This is a genomic window from Dechloromonas sp. ARDL1 (assembly GCF_051122455.1).
In the GTDB taxonomy this organism is placed as follows: domain Bacteria; phylum Pseudomonadota; class Gammaproteobacteria; order Burkholderiales; family Rhodocyclaceae; genus Azonexus.
Map to the genome: position 1 here is coordinate 4,215,184 of NZ_CP168939.1, position 15,934 is coordinate 4,231,117.

Annotated in this window: 13 protein-coding genes and 4 pseudogenes; 4 read left to right on the forward strand and 13 right to left on the reverse strand. The window is 54.6% G+C overall.

Annotated elements, in window-relative coordinates:
- Window positions 1-153: 153 nt before the first annotated feature.
- Window positions 154-387: pseudogene (locus tag AB6Q56_RS20840) on the forward strand (transposase); the annotation flags it as partial.
- Here AB6Q56_RS20840 and AB6Q56_RS20845 read toward each other — a convergent pair.
- The 4 genes from AB6Q56_RS20845 to AB6Q56_RS20860 are packed head-to-tail and all read right to left on the reverse strand — an operon-like array spanning window position 382 to window position 3,238.
- Entirely contained in the window at window positions 382-1,038 is a 657-nt protein-coding gene (locus AB6Q56_RS20845) for a plasmid pRiA4b ORF-3 family protein (RefSeq protein ID WP_434514937.1), read from the reverse strand. The pseudogene AB6Q56_RS20840 and the gene AB6Q56_RS20845 overlap by 6 nt on opposite strands.
- Window positions 977-2,512, reverse strand: coding sequence for an IS66 family transposase (tnpC, locus tag AB6Q56_RS20850; RefSeq protein WP_434513753.1), 1,536 nt, complete (start codon window positions 2,510-2,512; stop codon window positions 977-979). Before tnpC ends, AB6Q56_RS20845 begins: the two co-directional genes overlap by 62 nt.
- Before the next feature lie 52 nt (window positions 2,513-2,564).
- Window positions 2,565-2,912, reverse strand: a complete 348-nt coding sequence (tnpB, locus tag AB6Q56_RS20855; RefSeq protein ID WP_434513754.1) for an IS66 family insertion sequence element accessory protein TnpB — start codon at window positions 2,910-2,912, stop codon at window positions 2,565-2,567.
- Window positions 2,909-3,238, reverse strand: a complete 330-nt coding sequence (locus AB6Q56_RS20860; protein ID WP_434517123.1) for a transposase — start codon at window positions 3,236-3,238, stop codon at window positions 2,909-2,911. Before AB6Q56_RS20860 ends, tnpB begins: the two co-directional genes overlap by 4 nt.
- Before the next feature lie 163 nt (window positions 3,239-3,401).
- Here AB6Q56_RS20860 and AB6Q56_RS20865 point away from each other — a divergent pair.
- A pseudogene (locus tag AB6Q56_RS20865) lies at window positions 3,402-4,330 on the forward strand (IS3 family transposase); the annotation flags it as partial.
- Window positions 4,331-4,886: 556 nt separating this feature from the next.
- Window positions 4,887-5,120, forward strand: coding sequence for a hypothetical protein (locus AB6Q56_RS20870; protein ID WP_434514938.1), 234 nt, complete (start codon window positions 4,887-4,889; stop codon window positions 5,118-5,120).
- 285 nt (window positions 5,121-5,405) lie between these two features.
- On the opposite strand, the gene AB6Q56_RS20875 is transcribed toward AB6Q56_RS20870, so the two are convergent.
- The 3 genes from AB6Q56_RS20875 to AB6Q56_RS20885 form a co-directional block, all read right to left on the reverse strand.
- Window positions 5,406-6,113 (reverse strand): DUF3369 domain-containing protein, encoded by a 708-nt coding sequence (locus AB6Q56_RS20875; protein ID WP_434514939.1) that lies wholly within the window; start codon window positions 6,111-6,113, stop codon window positions 5,406-5,408.
- An 82-nt stretch (window positions 6,114-6,195) separates the two neighbouring features.
- Window positions 6,196-7,290, reverse strand: a complete 1,095-nt coding sequence (locus tag AB6Q56_RS20880) for an IS5 family transposase (RefSeq protein ID WP_046535740.1) — start codon at window positions 7,288-7,290, stop codon at window positions 6,196-6,198.
- A gap of 83 nt (window positions 7,291-7,373) precedes the next feature.
- Window positions 7,374-7,661, reverse strand: coding sequence for a hypothetical protein (locus AB6Q56_RS20885; RefSeq protein ID WP_434514940.1), 288 nt, complete (start codon window positions 7,659-7,661; stop codon window positions 7,374-7,376).
- Window positions 7,662-8,331: 670 nt separating this feature from the next.
- Here AB6Q56_RS20885 and AB6Q56_RS20890 point away from each other — a divergent pair.
- Window positions 8,332-9,999, forward strand: coding sequence for an HD domain-containing phosphohydrolase (locus tag AB6Q56_RS20890; RefSeq protein WP_434514941.1), 1,668 nt, complete (start codon window positions 8,332-8,334; stop codon window positions 9,997-9,999).
- A gap of 39 nt (window positions 10,000-10,038) precedes the next feature.
- Here the strand turns inward: AB6Q56_RS20890 and AB6Q56_RS20895 are convergent.
- The 6 genes and pseudogenes from AB6Q56_RS20895 to AB6Q56_RS20920 form a co-directional block, all read right to left on the reverse strand.
- Window positions 10,039-10,533: pseudogene (locus AB6Q56_RS20895) on the reverse strand (integrase core domain-containing protein); the annotation flags it as partial.
- A 59-nt stretch (window positions 10,534-10,592) separates the two neighbouring features.
- Window positions 10,593-11,719, reverse strand: a protein-coding gene (locus tag AB6Q56_RS20900) for an IS3 family transposase (RefSeq protein WP_374755713.1) whose coding sequence is annotated in 2 segments (ribosomal slippage) — window positions 10,593-11,461 and window positions 11,461-11,719 — 1,128 coding nt in all. Because the reading frame shifts where the segments join, the coding sequence is not laid out codon by codon here.
- Between the two features lie 88 nt (window positions 11,720-11,807).
- Window positions 11,808-11,981, reverse strand: a pseudogene (locus AB6Q56_RS20905) (IS3 family transposase); the annotation flags it as partial.
- A 186-nt stretch (window positions 11,982-12,167) separates the two neighbouring features.
- A complete protein-coding gene (gene istB, locus AB6Q56_RS20910) occupies window positions 12,168-12,968 on the reverse strand; it encodes an IS21-like element helper ATPase IstB (protein ID WP_434517117.1) in 801 nt (266 codons plus the stop codon).
- Window positions 12,958-14,454, reverse strand: coding sequence for an IS21 family transposase (istA, locus tag AB6Q56_RS20915; RefSeq protein WP_434517118.1), 1,497 nt, complete (start codon window positions 14,452-14,454; stop codon window positions 12,958-12,960). The genes istB and istA overlap by 11 nt, the downstream gene beginning before the upstream one ends.
- A 91-nt stretch (window positions 14,455-14,545) precedes the next feature.
- A complete protein-coding gene (locus AB6Q56_RS20920) occupies window positions 14,546-15,862 on the reverse strand; it encodes an ATP-binding protein (protein ID WP_434514942.1) in 1,317 nt (438 codons plus the stop codon).
- Window positions 15,863-15,934 lie beyond the last annotated feature (72 nt).

The window sequence follows — 15,934 nt, forward strand, 5'->3', positions numbered from 1 at the left end:
TAATTCCAAAGAGCTACGTTTACGAAGGAATTGTCTATTCGATTGGAATGGTTGTATCAGCAAATAGAGTCTCCTCTATTGCCAGCGACGTCCCCCCGGAATTGAGTAGCGCCTGACTTTAGAGTCCAATCCACCACGACAAGGAGATTGGACATGAAGAAGCGATTCACTGAAGAACAGATCATTGGCTTCCTGCGGGAAGCTGAATCGGGGATGCCGGTTGCCGAGTTGTGCCGTAAGCACGCTTTCTCGGAAGCCAGCTACTACCTCTGGCGCAGCAAGTTTGGCGGGATGAGCGTCTCGGACGCGAAGCGCCTAAAGGAGCTGGAAGCAGAGAACACCCGGCTGAAGAGTAAGCGTCGTCCCGAAGCCGTCTTGAAATCAGATTTTCAGGTCGTGTAAAGCGAGGCTAATGGCGACGACGTCCACGAATGCGGGATCGAAGGCATCGCCGTGCCATTCGGACATCGACTGGTGCTCGGGATGGTTGGGGTCGGTCATGGCTGCCACGAAGTCTGCGTAACCGGGCGCGCCACCGACATCTTCCGGAGGTGTGGCATTCGCGGCTTTCAGGAGCATGGCACGGTGGCTCAATTCGGGATCGCCTGGCAATTTCTTCTCGACCTTGACCCGGTGTTCCCAGTGATCGCCGAAGTCGTAGATGTACTTGAACGAACTCATGCCGCCCAAGGCGGTTTTGAGCTGGACTCGTGTCTCCGGGCGAACTGGCTCCCAATCGAATTCGGGGTCGGGAATGCCGAAGCGCTTGCCACCAAAGTCGAACTCGTGCAAGTGGTAATCGCACCAGCCGAAGGTGACTTGCAGGACCTGATGTAGATTGCCCAGCGTGATCGACTCCGGCACCAGGATGCGCCGCCAGATGGTCGGCTTGATCCAGGCCAGCTCAATCTTCAGTTGCAGCAGATCGGGAATCTTCTTGGCTCTGGGCTTCTTCAGCGCAATGACGTTACTCATTTCAGGCAGCTTTCTGTTCAACGGTGGCGTGATCGGGGTAAAGATTCCACGGGAGTAGCTCATGAATCCGATTGATCGGATGCTCGGCAATCCGGGTCAGGACTGTCCGCAAGTAAGCCTCGGGATCAATCCCATTGAGTTTCGCGCTACCGATCAGGCAATACATGCTGGCTGCGCGCTCGCCGCCGACATCCGAGCCGCCGAACAGGTAGTTCTTTCGCCCCAAAGCGACTCCGCGTAATGCACGCTCTGCCGCATTGTTATCGATCTCGATTCGGCCATCTGCGGCATAGCGGATCAACGCAGACCAGTGATTGAGCGCATAGCTGATTGCATCGGCAAGGCCGGATTTGCGTGATATCCGCTGGCGCTGAGCGTCGAGCCAGGCATGCATGATCTTGAGCAAGGGATAGGCTTGCACTTGACGAATGACCTGCCGCTCACCGGGCGATCGGCCACGGATTTGACTTTCGACGGCATACAGCTCGGCAATCTGGGCAATGGCCTCGGCCGCGATGGGCGAAGCCTGGGCCCGATAGACATCGACGAATTTGCGCCGGACGTGCGCCCAGCAGGCGGCTTCCTGAATCTTGCCAATCTCGTACAAGGCATCGAACCCGCTATAAGCATCGGCTTGCAGGATGCCGCGGAAGGATTTCAGATGATCACGGGGATGTTGTCCCTTGCGATCTTCCGAGTAGGCAAACCAGACTGCTGGCGGATCGCCACTTCCCGCTGGGCGATCATCCCGCACATACGTCCACAGCCTTGCGGTCTTGGTTCGCCCCTTGCCCGGCGCGAGCACTGGTAACGGTGTGTCATCGGCATGTACCTTGCTGCCGCCCAGGACATAACGCCGGATCGCATCCACCAGCGGCGAGAGCAAGTCATGGCAATGTCCAACCCATTCGGCCAGGAGTGCCCTGTCCAGGTCCAGACCGCTGCGTGCATAAATGGCGCTTTGCCGATACAGCGGCAAGTGATCGCAGAACTTACCGACCAGCACGTGAGCCAACAGGGCAGGACCGGCAAAGCCGCGGGGAATCGGACGGGCGGGGGCCGCCGCTTGGGCAATGTGATCACACCGGGTGCAGGCCAGTTTCGGCCGCACATGGCGAATCACTTTGAAACTGGCTGGCACGTACTCGAGCATTTCCGAAACGTCCTCACCGAGGTGCGTAAATTGCCCGCCACAATCCGGACAGCACTCTGCCGTCGGCATATGCGTCACCGTTTCGCGGGGCGCTGTTTCCGGGAAGGGCTTGCGGTTCCTGATTCGCGGCGTGTCGGCCGGTTTATCCGGCGCGGACGATATCGGCGAAGCCGGCGTGAGCGGCAGTGGCTCGAACGCCAGCCCAAGATCGAGTTGCCCCAATTGCGCCAGCGTTTCCGATTTCTGGCCAAAGTGCAGGCGACGATACTTGGCGACGAGCAGCTTCAGACGGGCGTTCTCCTCAAGCAGCCTTTCAACCTGCTGGCGCAGCTTATCGACTTCGCAGGAAGCCTGGCTGGTAGAGGATTGGTCTGGCTTGGGCATGACCGAAGTCTACGGGAATTCAGGGGCAGTGAACAGCCCCCGCAGGCCGGCTTTACGCCGCCCGCTCGGGCTGCCAGGTACGCGCAGGACGCCGCCAGTCGATCCCTTCCAGGAGCATGGCAAGTTGGGCTTTGCTCAGATGAACTCGCCCATCGGTGGCATTCGGCCAGATGAAGCGCCCGCGTTCGAGCCGCTTGGCAAACAGGCACAGACCATCGCCATCCCACCAGAGCAGTTTGACGAGGTCGCCGCGCCGGCCACGAAACACGAAGACGTGACCGCTGAATGGGTCTGCCGCCAATTGCTCCTGGGCAATGGCAGCCAGTCCATCAAAGCCACGGCGCATATCAGTCACGCCGGCCGCCAGCCAGATCTGCGTTCCTACCGGCAGTCCGATCATTCCCTGGACGCCAGGCAATCCAGTACCAGATGCAGTGCCGAGGCCGTGACATCGCCACACACACGAACGCTGGTCTGGCCCCGGACGATCTCGATATATCCCGCCGCCGCGGTGATCGTCGCCTTGGTGGCCTTTGTGTCGCCCGCCGGTTCTGCAATTACGGGCAGGAACAGGGGCTGAGGCTGTATCCCAACGGCCTTGGAGTCGCCCTGTATCTCGAACTGCCCCGCCCGATATTGCCGCCGCCACTTGAACACCATGTTCGTGTTCAGCCCGTACCGCAGCGCTAGCTTCGCCACCGACACCCCGGGCTCGCAAGCTTCCACGGCCAATCGGCGCTTGAATTCAAGCGGATAATTCGGCCGGCCACGCCGTCCGCCGCTAACAACCTCTGCTGTCTCCAAAATGATCCCCGCTACTTTGTTTGGCGGGCACCACTTTCTCTCTGTTTCAAACTATTCGCCAGACGGCCATGAAAGGACGCTTACGCTGAAGAAACTGTTAGCCGAGTCGCTCTTGGAGAATGAGATCGCGAAAGAGGCCCTGAGAAAAAAGTGGTGAGCGCACCGTCACGGCGTGATCTGGTGCGCTACCTGATCGACAAGGGGCTCAGCGAGCGGAGGTCACTGCGTTTAATCGGCATGAGTCCGAGTTCATTCCGTTACCGGCCGGCGACGGATCGCAATGCTGTCTTGAAAGAGAAGATCATCGGACTCGCTCAACGTCATCGGCGCTACGGGGCCGGGATGATCTACCTAAAGCTGCGGCAGGCCGGCATGGTGGTGAATCACAAGCGTGTGGATCGACTCTACGCCGAGGCCGGTCTGCAAGTCAGAAGGCGAAAGCGCAAAAAGATTCCGATGGCTGACCGTCATCCTCTGGAACGCCCGCTGGCCGCCAATCAGGTCTGGTCGATGGATTTCGTGTTCGACCGGACGGCGGAAGGGCGAGTCATCAAGAGCCTGACCATCGTCGATGACGCCACGCATGAAGCGGTAGCAATTGTTCCGGAGCGAGCGATGGGCGGCATGCAACTCACGCGAACCCTCGATCAGTTGGCCAAAATACGCGGGCTGCCCAAGGCGATCAGAACGGATAACGGCAAGGAATTCTGTAGCCGGGCCATGCTGACCTGGGCACATGCCCGCGGGGTTCAACTCTTCCTCATTGAACCCGGCAAGCCCAATCAGAATGCATACATCGAATCATTCAACGGGCGATTCCGGGACGAGTGCCTGAACGAGCATTGGTTCACCAGTCTGCGACACGCACAGGTCGTCATTGAAGCCTGGCGCCGGGAATACAACGAGGAGCGACCAAAGAAATCTCTAGGCGGTTTGACTCCCGCCGCCTATGCCAAATCACTCACCCAGAAATCAGGTAAATTAACTCTGGACTCTAAAGCCCTGTGCTACTGAAAACGGGGGGACGTCGCCAGGACGATTCAGTTTATCGAATGGTGGGACAAATCAGGAGTTCAGTCGATCATCGTTTTTTGCACCAGCAAAAATCGACCTACAGGGGCTGCTGCGCGATCTTCGTGTGCAGGTTTTTTAGGCACGGCTACTGCTTTGCAGTAGCCGTAGCAACCTGTTAAAGGTGTTATTCGGTCGTTACGTGTTTTGCTGCCTGACTTGAATCGTTAGAACGTCACACTTCTTCGCTAACGGAGCCCGCCTCACATCGCCGTTGTGTGCGGTAACCGCCGCCTTCGGCTGGAAGGCCTATGTTGCATCCCCAATAGGGGGGCGCATGCAAGTGCTTCTAGAGAGTCGGTTCCGATTGAGTATTTTCCAATCGATTGCCGGCGAAAATTTTAATACTTCATCTCTGCCGGTCACCGTAAGCGGAGGAGAGGCGCCAGAGAGTCAGAAATTATCAGAACCTCGCTGCCACAAGCCAATAACATCGTTTTGAAAACCTGATGAAATTCTGCATGGCTACTGAGGCTTGTTGCTAATCCTCGAACTGAAAATGAGTGATCTTTCAATGTTGTCACAATTAATCCGTGCAGCGTGCTTGGTGTATCGCTGTCCGTTTTGCGAAACAGAAGAGCGACTATTACTTGGTATATTGCTTGATTATGATGGAAAAGTTAATTGTCCTGAATGCGGTGCTGCGCTTGTTGTTTCGGAAGATTTGCTGAATAGTGCGGTTGTTGTGATTGAACAGAAGTATCGAGATTCTTCGTTGGTGTCTTGGTGGTGACACAGGGTTTTGTGGCTATGGTAATGACCTAGTGCCGAATTTATCTGCGATTCTGTTGGGTTTTTGGATAATTGCGTACTCGTTGATTCATGGGCACCATATCCCCATGGCTATGATTGCTATGCGTGAATGATGGCACAGCGGGGGGTGAAAATTCGGCGACTTTTGGCACAAATTAGGCTCTGTGTTTTTTGTGCAAGAGTTATGAGTGGCCAAAGGTATATTAAATGATTAAACAAAAAAACTGGCCGCAGGTTAATTTTGATTGGCCCAATGAGATGGGTTTCACTGCCGGCTAAGATAATAATTTCCGACAATGTTCTTGCGGGCCTTGTTTTGCTCTTGTCTTCTTAAAATTTCACCGATCGCCTCGGATGCCTTTAGTCTAAAAAACTCTATTGAGATAAAATCAATTCCTCTTAGGTCGGAAATTGCCTTAAAGCACAATGAGATATTCTGTTCCTCTGTTCTTCCGATTCTCAAAAACACCCATCTGTCATGGGTTAAATAAGTGCCATACTCCACCGAGTAAATATGAGGAATGACTTTGTTGGCAAGTTCGCCAAAATGTTGCTCATAGATACCTGCTGCTGCCAGGATTGTTCCAATGGGTGCACTCTCTAGAGGGAGATTATTCACCCAAGCAACGGCATCGACCTCTTCATCCGTTGATACGCCGGATAGTGATTTTACAACAGCAATAAGCGACGATGAAAAATCATAAAGATCTTCGCATTTAAATAAGTTGCTGGATGCCACCCGCAATGTATCGAGAAGGCCCTCGGTTTTTCCAATAAGTACAAGGTCACGGTAGTTTCTCAGTGCGGTTAAAACAGTTACGTATAGGGTAACTGATGACAACTCCGATTTTATTTTGAAATCATTTATTTCATATTGATCAACAATTTTCTTCGGTGGATATGAATCGGACTCCCCTGTTCGTATTACTAGCAGGCTGCTGAAATACCGCCCTGCAACTGCAGACGGTGGCATGGAACGGAGTCGTTTTTCGTAAGGCGAAGCGGATTTTCGGTCGTTCGCACGTGTTTTACAGGGATTCCGAGGTGTTTTCCTATCATATTGCCCCCAGCGGACGGATTGCTCCCAAGGAGCGCATGCGCGTCAGGTTGTAGGCGGCCATGGTCAGCACGAACAACTGATCGACCTTCTCCAGTCCGCGCACCATCACCTGGCGTATCGGCCCAATGAACTTGGCCCAGCCGAATCCCTGTTCGATGAGTTTGCGCTTTTGCTGGGAGATCGCGTAACCGTCACTGCCGGCAATGTCGTCCGGCACGGCAGAACGGCGATGGCTGGTGTTCTGCGCCACATGGGGAATGACATTCAGTTCGATGAGTGCCGCAATGAATTCCTGGGCATCGTAGCCCTTGTCCGCGCCGAGGGTGATTTCAGCCGTTTCGCCGGCGACTTGGCGGGCATCGGCGATCAGGGCCTTGGCAACTTCCCGCTCGGCATAGCCATCGGCCGTGGTCACGACCGCACTGGCAATGAGTCCGTGGCGGTTGTCGCTCAAGGTGTGTCCCATGTAGCGCAACTCACTGGCGGTATTGCCCTTGCGGTACAGTCGGGCATCCGGGTCGGTACGTGAGGCGTGGGTGTCATTGCTGCGTGACTGGCCCTTGAAATTGCCGCCGCCTTCATCATCTCCGCCGTCCTTGCGCAGGAAACTCTTGTGTCCCGCCCAAGCCTGGATGAGCGTGCCGTCGACACTGAAATGTTCGCCTGATAGCCAGTTCTGCTTCTCGGCAATGGCCAGTACCGCATTGAAGAGTTCGATCACGGCATCGTGGGCAATCAGGCGTTCGCGATTCTTGGTGAAGACGGTGGGCACCCAGACTGCATCGTCCATCGATAGGCCGATGAACCAGCGAAAGAGCAGGTTGTACTGGGTCTGCTCCATCAATTGCCGTTCCGAGCGAATGCTGTAGAAGATTTGCAGCAGCATGGCACGCAGGAGTTTCTCCGGGGCAATGCTGGGGCGACCGCCTTTGACGTCGGCGGCATACATGCCGCTGAGCAGGGGTTCGATATCCTTGAGCGCCCGATTCACCATCGCCCGGATCGGCCGCAACGGGTGCTGCGCCGGCACAAAGTCGTCCAGGCGACGCATCGTAAACAAACTCTCGGTGAAGGTGTCGGCTCCGCGCATGATCCGCTTTGTGCTCTCGGTAATCTCGGTGAATCTCTATAACGATCAAACCCGCTGTTTCGTCGACAGGATGGGGAAGTATTTCAGCAGCCTGCTAGGCGAACTTTTTTGTTTTTCAAAACTTCACGTACAAACTGAACCAGTCTAAGGCCAGCGTCGGTGGTTTCCATTGCAACATCTATTAATGCAACAGCAAAATCATCGTGGTTAACAAATAACTTCGCTGCTTCAATCATGGAATTGGCTGAATAGAAATCAACAGAACGCCCATCAAGCGACATTCCTCCGAGAACGATGCGGCTAACCGAGTGCACATCCTCTTCATCATCTACGATAAGAATTTTCCAGGCCTTTTTCTCGAAACGATTCACATTTATCCTTGCAATGGCTGTGGATTATCAGTCGAAAGGCTGACTGGCCAAATATGGCGATTTTCGTCGCTGCCGTAGCTAAATTCTGACGCTCACTGACAAATGGAGTGGTGTCATCTCTATGGATTCGTTCTCTTAAGATAATGGAGGTTAATTGAACTGCTTGTAACGAAATTTTGTCTAAAAGAGTGTCGGGGGTATGCTGGTTGGCTATTTTTTCGTGCCAGTTGTTTGTTGAAAATCGGCATCGCAGCGAACAAACCATGAGTTCTTGAATAATAGTTAAGATAATCCTGATCATTCTTGGTTGGTTTGGTTAATTCCGAGGTTATAATTTATTTAGCGAATGGGGGGATTCAATCCGCCAAGTGAGGATGCTCTTAAGAGGTAGTGAAAAATTGAACGTTTCGAGGGGTAGCTACCAAAGGCAGGCTGTTTTTGTTGTTAAACAATTGGCTTGGCATATTTTTCTGAGCGCCTCGTCCCTATTCAAAATGTCATTGCAGTAATTGCTCACCTATTTGGCATCGGAGTCCAAGAGTCAGCATTTGTCAGCCATAAAACGCTGCATTCTTTAGCCTAGGCAACAGCATAAATAGCCTCATGAGTCGTTAAAATCATGCGATTCAAGTGCCACTGACTAGTTTTACAGGTTTAAAGGAATGCCAACATGGCTGATAGCGCACAAAAACCACTGTTTGGCAGGCCTTCAGCCGCTCGTACAAGTTCTCCGGTTTTGGCACCTGGTGACTATTGGAAGGTTCTCGTCATTGATGATGAACAAGAGGTGCACGACGTTACCGAACTCGTTCTTCGCAATTTCGAATTTGAAGGCAAGTCATTGAAATTGCTTCATGCCTACTCTGCAACGGAAGGAATTCGTGTATTTGGAGAGCATGAAGACATTGCTGTAGCCCTTGTCGATGTCGTCATGGATGGAGACGATGCTGGATTGAGGCTTATCCGGCATGTCAGGCAGTCCATGGGAAACCAGTTCGTGCGCATCATTCTCCGCACCGGACAGCCTGGATTAGCTCCGGAGCGCGAGGTGATCAGTCGCTATGAAATCAATGATTACAAGGCAAAAACCGAGCTATCGGCACAAAAGCTATTTTCGGTAATGGTCTCAGCCTTGCGTGGCTACAGGGATATAAAAGCGCTTGATGACACGCGCAAAGGACTTGAGCGCATGCTTGAAACGGCTACCGCGTTGTTTCGGGCAAGAACTATTCCCCGATTTGCAGAAATTGCCCTCGGCAAACTCGTTTCTCTCTTCAATCAGGAGCGAGCTATCCTTCAGGACAAACAAGGAGGGGGGGTTTTTGTTGCTCAGTCCAGTCAAATATTTCCCCGCGGTGAAGTTCTCGCATTCATTGGATCACCGGCGATGGTCTCTCAAGGAATGCACACAATACTGCTTCGTCAAGGGGCCAACATTGAACGATCAATCCAAACAATTTCGATTGCGATTTCCACCCGTTACAACGAAGACTTCCTCATCCGTATCACATTAAGACGTCAAATAACCCAACTTGACCATACACTAGCCGAGTTATTTCGCCTGAAAGCCACCCTTGCGTTAGAGCACCTTCTTGTTCTTCAAAAGAGCCAGGATGCACAACGGCAGGCAATAAACGCGTTGGCACGCATTGTTCACGATCGGACTCCACCATCTTCCCCTCAACATCCGGACAGCGGCCACGAGTTATCGGAGTCCGATGCATACAATACCTTGGCCGACTCCGTTTCCGAGATTTACACCCGCCATAACATGGTCGGCACAACGGGATTTGTGGACTTTCTATATCAATTGACCACGCAAGCGGAGATCGGAACTTGGGGATCCGCGGAGCGAGCAGCCGGGCACATTATCCGCATTGGAAGTTATGCTGAATTTATTTCCCAGCAAGCTGGTTTGGATCGTGAGTTTTGCAACGCGATCAAATTTGCCGCAGGACTTCATGACATTGGCAATTTATTTGCCCCGTCCTATTCGAGCAGTGCTTGGTATTTAACAGACTCCATTTCGCGTCGCATAGCGTCTGGGCATACCTGCAGCGGAAAAGATTTCCTCCTGTGCAGTTCAAAGACAACATTGTCTCCCCCAATCCTTCGCATGGCTGCAGATATTGCCATGCACCACCACGAGACTTGGGCTGGCAGCGGATACCCTAACGGCCTGAGTGGACAAACGATCCCAATCGCGGCGCGGATAGTAGCCATCGTAGATTTTTTTGATACCCACACCCATGCCCAAGTTGATGGGGAAACCACCCCTCTTTCGGATAAAGAGGTCTATGAATTGATTGCAGCAAGTATGAGGTGCCCCCGGTTTTAGTGCCAAGGGCGTTTTAGTAAAAGTCCTTGGGTTGTACCGTTAAAGACATTCTTCGGCGGCTGGCTGGGCAGAGGTGGTTGCCCGATGCTCGGCCGCGAACTCTGCCGGGGTTTGATAATTCAATGCGCTGTGCGGCCGATGCTGGTTGTAGTCCCGGCGCCAGGCGGCGATCAGGATACGAGCCTGTGGCAAGCTCGTAAACCAATAGTCATTCAGGCACTCATCTCGGAAGCGTCCGTTGAAGCTCTCGATGAACGCGTTCTGCGTGGGTTTCCCGGCCTGGATCAGTTTGAGCTGAACGCCATGCTGGCAGGCCCACTGGTCGAGCGCTTTGCCGGTAAATTCTGGTCCCTGGTCAGTTCGAATGGCCTTGGGGTAGCCCCGGAAGCGAGCCGCCTGATCAAGAACACGCGTAACGTAATGGCCTGAAATGCCGAAGTCGACCGCGAGATCGATGGCCTCCTTGCTGAAATCATCGACGATGGTCAGCACCTTGATCCGGCGGCCATTGGCCAGCGCGTCACTGACAAAATCAGAGGTGGCCCCGCGCAGTTGGACAGAAATTTGGTTTTCTTAAGTGAGTTCTCTGCGGGTTAAGCCGCTGCGGCGAGCAGCGGCTGGTTGAAGTAAGCCGTATCCGGGGTTTGCCCGTCAAGCGTTGAGTGCGGGCGACGACGATTGTAAAAATCGAAGTAGCGGGCCAGCGCCTGTCGGACCTCGGAAACGGTGTCGTAGCCGTGCAGGTAAATCTCCTCGTACTTGACCGATTTCCAGAGGCGTTCGACGAATACGTTATCGCGCCAGCAGCCCTTGCCATCCATGCTGACCTGAATGCTGTGCTCCTGAAGCAAGCCAATGAAGGCCGAACTGGTGAATTGGCTGCCCTGGTCTGTGTTCATGATTTCCGGTCGGCCATACTTCATGATGGCCTCTTCCAGAGCATCGACGCAGGGATCAGCCGTCAGGCTGTTCGACAGGCGCCAACTCAGCACCCGACGGGTTGCCCAATCAAGCACCGCGCTCAGATAGACGAAGCCCCGGCGCATCGGGATGTAGGTCGTATCCATGGCCCAGACCTGATTCGGACGCTCGATGGCAAGGCCGCGCAGCAGGTAGGGATAGATGCGGTGTGCCTGGTTGCGCCGACTGGTGTTGGCCTTGCGGTAGATGGCCTGGATATCGAGCTTCTTCATCAGCGTACCGACATGTTTGCGACCGATTTCATGGCCTTCGAGCTTGAGCATATCGCGCAACATCCGCGCACCGGCAAAGGGATGCTCCAGGTGCAGTTCATCAATCCGCCGCATCAGCATCAAATCGATTTCGGATGTGGGCTGCGGCTGGTAATAGACAGAAGAACGCGAAAGCTCAAGTAACTGGACTTGCCTGACGACAGGCAGATCGTGGGCCTTGTCGATCATCGTTTTGCGCTCGCATCGCCGATGCGACCGAGCGCGACGGCCAAAAAATCAATCTCCAACGCCTGCTGGCCTATCTTTGCATGCAAATCCTTCAGGTCCGGCGTGGCCGCCTGCTTCTCGGCAGCCGTCGCAAAGACACCCGAGGCGTTCTCGAGCAATTGTGTCTTCCATTGCGTAATCTGATTCGGATGAACGTCAAACTTCTCTGCTAACGCAGCCAGCGTCTCATCGCCCTTGAGGGCGGCAATCGCCACTTTGGCCTTGAAGGCGGCTGTGTGGTTACGGCGGGGTCTTCTCATTGCTTCTGCTCCTAGGCAGGCGATTTCCATCGCCCATTGAAGCAGAGATTTCACTTAACTCGATGTCCGGATTCGCGGAACCACCTCTATCCATCGACCAAACTTGGTTGGGCTCGGTAGGGCGTTCCAGTGCCTGCCGCTCAACAGCCACACCATGTCGCTTTTTGCGGCGCCGAACTGACAGACCGGCATCACTGTAGAGCCGATAAATCCGTTTGTGATTGGCTCGAACGCCCTCTCGCCGAACCAGCGCATGCAAGCGGTGTCGGCGCGCGTTTAAATTTGACCACCTGTGCGCGTTGAATTTTGACCAGGTGTGATAGCCACCTGACATAGGTGGGCTTGTGGATAAGTGTAGCTCAGAACAACTGATTTCCGAGCCACGACGAATGCGTTGGGAAAGCCGTGGAGGACGGAGTCCGGAACGGATTTCCCAACGCGGCCTCGATCAGAACGGATCTGCTTCGGGTGGATTTCCCCGCTTGCTCTGCTCCCGCGCCTTGATCCTCGACTTGGCCGTTGCCGTGCTGTGCCGGAAGCGAAACGACTCATTCCCGGTCTCGACGATATGGCAGTGATGCGTCAGCCGGTCGAGCAAGGCAGTGGTCATCTTGGCATCGCCAAAGACGCTCGGCCATTCGGCGAAGGTCAGATTGGTCGTGATCATCACACTGGTGTGCTCGTAGAGTTTCGACAGCAAGTGGAACAGCAAGGCGCCACCGGCCTGACTGAACGGCAAATAGCCCAACTCATCGAGGATGACCAGATCCATGCGCAGCAGCCCCAAGGCAATCCGCCCGGCTTTGCCAGCAGCCTTCTCCTGTTCCAGCGCATTGACCAGATCAACCGTCGAGAAGAAACGCACCCGCTTGCTGTGATGGGTAATGCCCGAGACACCCAGCGCCGTCGCGAGGTGGGTCTTGCCAGTGCCCGTGCCACCAATGAACACGACGTTCTGGGCTTCCTCGGCAAAGGAGAGGTCGGCCAGTTGCCGGATCAGCTTCTGATCCACCTTCGATTGTTCGAAGTCGAATCCGGCCAGATCACGATGTACCGGGAAGCGGGCCGCATGCATCTGATAGCCAATCGAACGCATCACTCGATCAGTATGCTCGGCTTGCAGTAGATGTTCGATCAGCCAACGTGAGGCTTCGACACGGCTGCTACCGTTGGCTGTCAGCTCCTCCCAGGCACCGGCCATGCCGTGCAAACGCAGTTCCTTGAACTCGCTCATCAGCTCACGCATGATCAGTCACCTCGGTACGCAAGCGGTCATAGCGGCCGGTATCGGCAATCGGTACTTCGCTGAGGGTGAGTGGCGTTTCCACCGGTGGCGGCATGGGACCCGACTTCAGGCGGTTGAGCATGTTCTCGATGTGCTCGGCACTGGGTAGGCCGGACTCCAGCACCAGATCGACGGCAACCAGCACCGCTTCCAGATCAAACTGCGAAATTGCCGATAGCACTTTGGCCATCACCCGATCACCACCTTCCCGGCGCAGGAGCAAGCTGCGTAATCGTTGCAATGGCTCCGGCATGTCGGCAAACGGCGCGCCATTTCTCAAGGCCCCTGGCTTGCGTTCGATCAGCGGGATGTAGTGCTGCCAGTCGTAGAGGGTTTGCTGCCGACTGAAGTTGCGGGGATGACTGGCCACCCGAGTATCGTGCGCCACAATGTCGATCCGTTCCGGATAAAGACGCAGGCTGACGGCTTGGCCCACCAGTTCGCACGGTACCGAGTAGCGGTTGCGATCCAGCGTCACCAGGCAGGTGCTCGATACCTTGCCCAAGGTTTCGACGTAGCCATCGAAGGATGCGACCATCGGCATCAGGCTCGGTTGTTCGTGTTCGAGCATCTCGGCCACTGTCAGGTCAGCGTACTCGGGATGACGCAATTCCTGCCACAGCCCCCGGCAGCGCTCGAGCAGCCAGACGTTCAGTTCGGTGAATGAACTGAATCGCTCCTTGCCGGCATCCTGCCAGAGACGGAGCCGACTATCCTGGACGTTCTTCTCGACGACGCCTTTCTCCCAGCCGCTGGCGACATTGCAGAAATCCGGATCAAACAGGTAGTGGGAGGCCATCGCCGAGAAGCGCGAATTGACGATGCGGGATTTGCCTTTCTGCACCTTATCCACGGCCGTCTTCATATTGTCGTAGATGCCGCGCCGGGGAATGCCACCCAGCGCCGCAAACGAGCGGGTATGGGCATCGAACAGCATCTCGTGACCTTGCGTCGGATAGGCTTGAACGACAAAGGCCCGACTGGCGCAGAGTTTCAGATGTGAGGCGAGAATCTTGCGCCAGACCCCGCCAATGACCAGATGCTCTTCGCTCCAGTCGAACTGGAAGGCTTCGCCCAACTCGAAGTGGAGCGGAACGAAGGCTTTACTGACGGCTGCACCGCCATCGGCCCGCCAGCGCCGGATGAATTCGGTGACCCGGCAGTAGGTACCGGTGAATCCGGCGGCCTGCAATTCGCCAAACAGTTTCAGTGCTGTGCGCCGATCCCGTTTCGGACGGCGGGCATCCGCCTCCAGTGCCTTGATCAGGCGCGCCGCATACGGGGCAATCTTGATGTTCGGGTTCTGCCGTTCGTACTTCGGCTCCGCCCCTTCCGGTGTCCGTAACCAACGTTTGACGGTGTTCCGGCTATACCCCGTCTTCCGCGAAATCTCGGACAGCGATAGGCCATCCCGATAAAACAACCGCCGAATCCTTCCCAGATCCTTCATGGTGATCATCTCCTAAAATCCTGCTCAAAAAATGAGCGGACGAGTTAATCACCCTGGTCAATTTTCAGCGCGCACACCCCCACTTTTCTGGTCAGTTTTCAACGAGCGTCAACACGCTGCCACCACTTCCACGTTTAGTGGTGAAGAATGGCTCAAACACCCGCGACACGACATCAGGAGACATCCCCCTTCCGTTATCTGTCACGGTGAGCAAGCATCCCCCTTTTTCTGCCTTTTCCGCACGAATGACAATCTCCCCCTGCAACCTGTTCTCAAAACCGTGTACCACGGCATTCACTATCAGGTTCGTGATCACCTGTCCAAATGCACCAGGAGAGCTGTTCAAGCTGATAGGTTCTCGTACATCGACGGTTACCAGGTGTGCGCCTTTGCGAAGAAGTGCATTCAGGCTACGAACAACCTCGCCAAGGTAAGCCGACACTTCAAATACCCGCTCGACGTCGCTGCTACGGTCGACTGCCACCTGTTTGAAGCTCTGAATTAGCGATGTGGCTCGCTCAAGGTTTCGGCTTGCATAAGCAGCACTTTCGAGCGCGGTCTTTAGAAAAGATTCCAAGTCGGGAGCAGTCAAAATGCCATTCATGTAGCGCATTTCAAGATTCCTAATCTGGTCATCCAGATGGGTAACCATGGTGTACGCCAACCCCAAAGGTGTATTCACCTCGTGTGCAACTCCAGCAACCAGGGCGCCGAGAGCTGCCATCTTTTCCGCCTGAATCAGTTCAGCCTGCATGTATTTCAACGAAAGCAGGGTTTCCCGCAAATTGTGATTTGCACTCTCTAACTCTTGAGTACGCTCGGCAACAATAAATTCCAGATTTTTCTGCTCCTGCGCACTGCGCTGCCGTAGCTCACCGAGTAGTCCGCTACATTGATCTGCCACTTGATTAAAATTGATCGCCAGCAAGGCGAATTCATCACGACTCGTGACCGTGACACGACTTTCAAGGTTTCCGGCGCAAAAGTCGTTTGACCCCTTTGATAATTGGGTAATGGAGGCGCGAATCGCCATTGACGTTGCAACAGCAATATAGGCCAACACCAACATGACGCTGAGAAGTGTCGCTACAACGATCACCCTGCGCTCCCGCTCGGCCTTGAGACTTACGGCGATCCTTTCCTCCAATTTATAAGCAAGCGAAGCCCACAATTCGCTCATTGCGGCTATTGTTCGCATGGAGGCTATCGACGGATCGTTTCCATCATCAAAATTGACCGGAAGGGTAGAAATACCCGAAGACCTATCAATGGACTCTGCAAGCTTTTCGAAGCGTGCCAATATGTCGCCCCCGCTAGGATTCGTTGCCGCAAAGTTCCGCAGTGCTGTACGAATTCTATCGCTGCTGTCATCCACGAAGAGTTGAGCGCCCGATGCGTAGGCTGCCAATTCCCTTGTCGGCAGCTTAGCAGGCTGCTGAAATACCGCCCTGCAACTGCAGACGGTGGCATGGAACGGAGT

Coding starts and splice junctions, on each gene's coding strand:
- AB6Q56_RS20875 (WP_434514939.1), bottom strand. CDS start 6,113: ATGCCACCGTCTGCAGTTGCAGGGCGGTATTTCAGCAGCCTGCTAGTA.
- AB6Q56_RS20880 (WP_046535740.1), bottom strand. CDS start 7,290: ATGCGCGGAGCCGACACCTTCACCGAGAGTTTGTTTACGATGCGTCGC.
- tnpB (WP_434513754.1), bottom strand. CDS start 2,912: ATGATCGGACTGCCGGTAGGAACGCAGATCTGGCTGGCGGCCGGCGTG.
- AB6Q56_RS20890 (WP_434514941.1), top strand. CDS start 8,332: ATGGCTGATAGCGCACAAAAACCACTGTTTGGCAGGCCTTCAGCCGCT.
- AB6Q56_RS20870 (WP_434514938.1), top strand. CDS start 4,887: ATGAGTGATCTTTCAATGTTGTCACAATTAATCCGTGCAGCGTGCTTG.
- AB6Q56_RS20845 (WP_434514937.1), bottom strand. CDS start 1,038: ATGAGCTACTCCCGTGGAATCTTTACCCCGATCACGCCACCGTTGAAC.
- istA (WP_434517118.1), bottom strand. CDS start 14,454: ATGAAGGATCTGGGAAGGATTCGGCGGTTGTTTTATCGGGATGGCCTA.
- tnpC (WP_434513753.1), bottom strand. CDS start 2,512: ATGCCCAAGCCAGACCAATCCTCTACCAGCCAGGCTTCCTGCGAAGTC.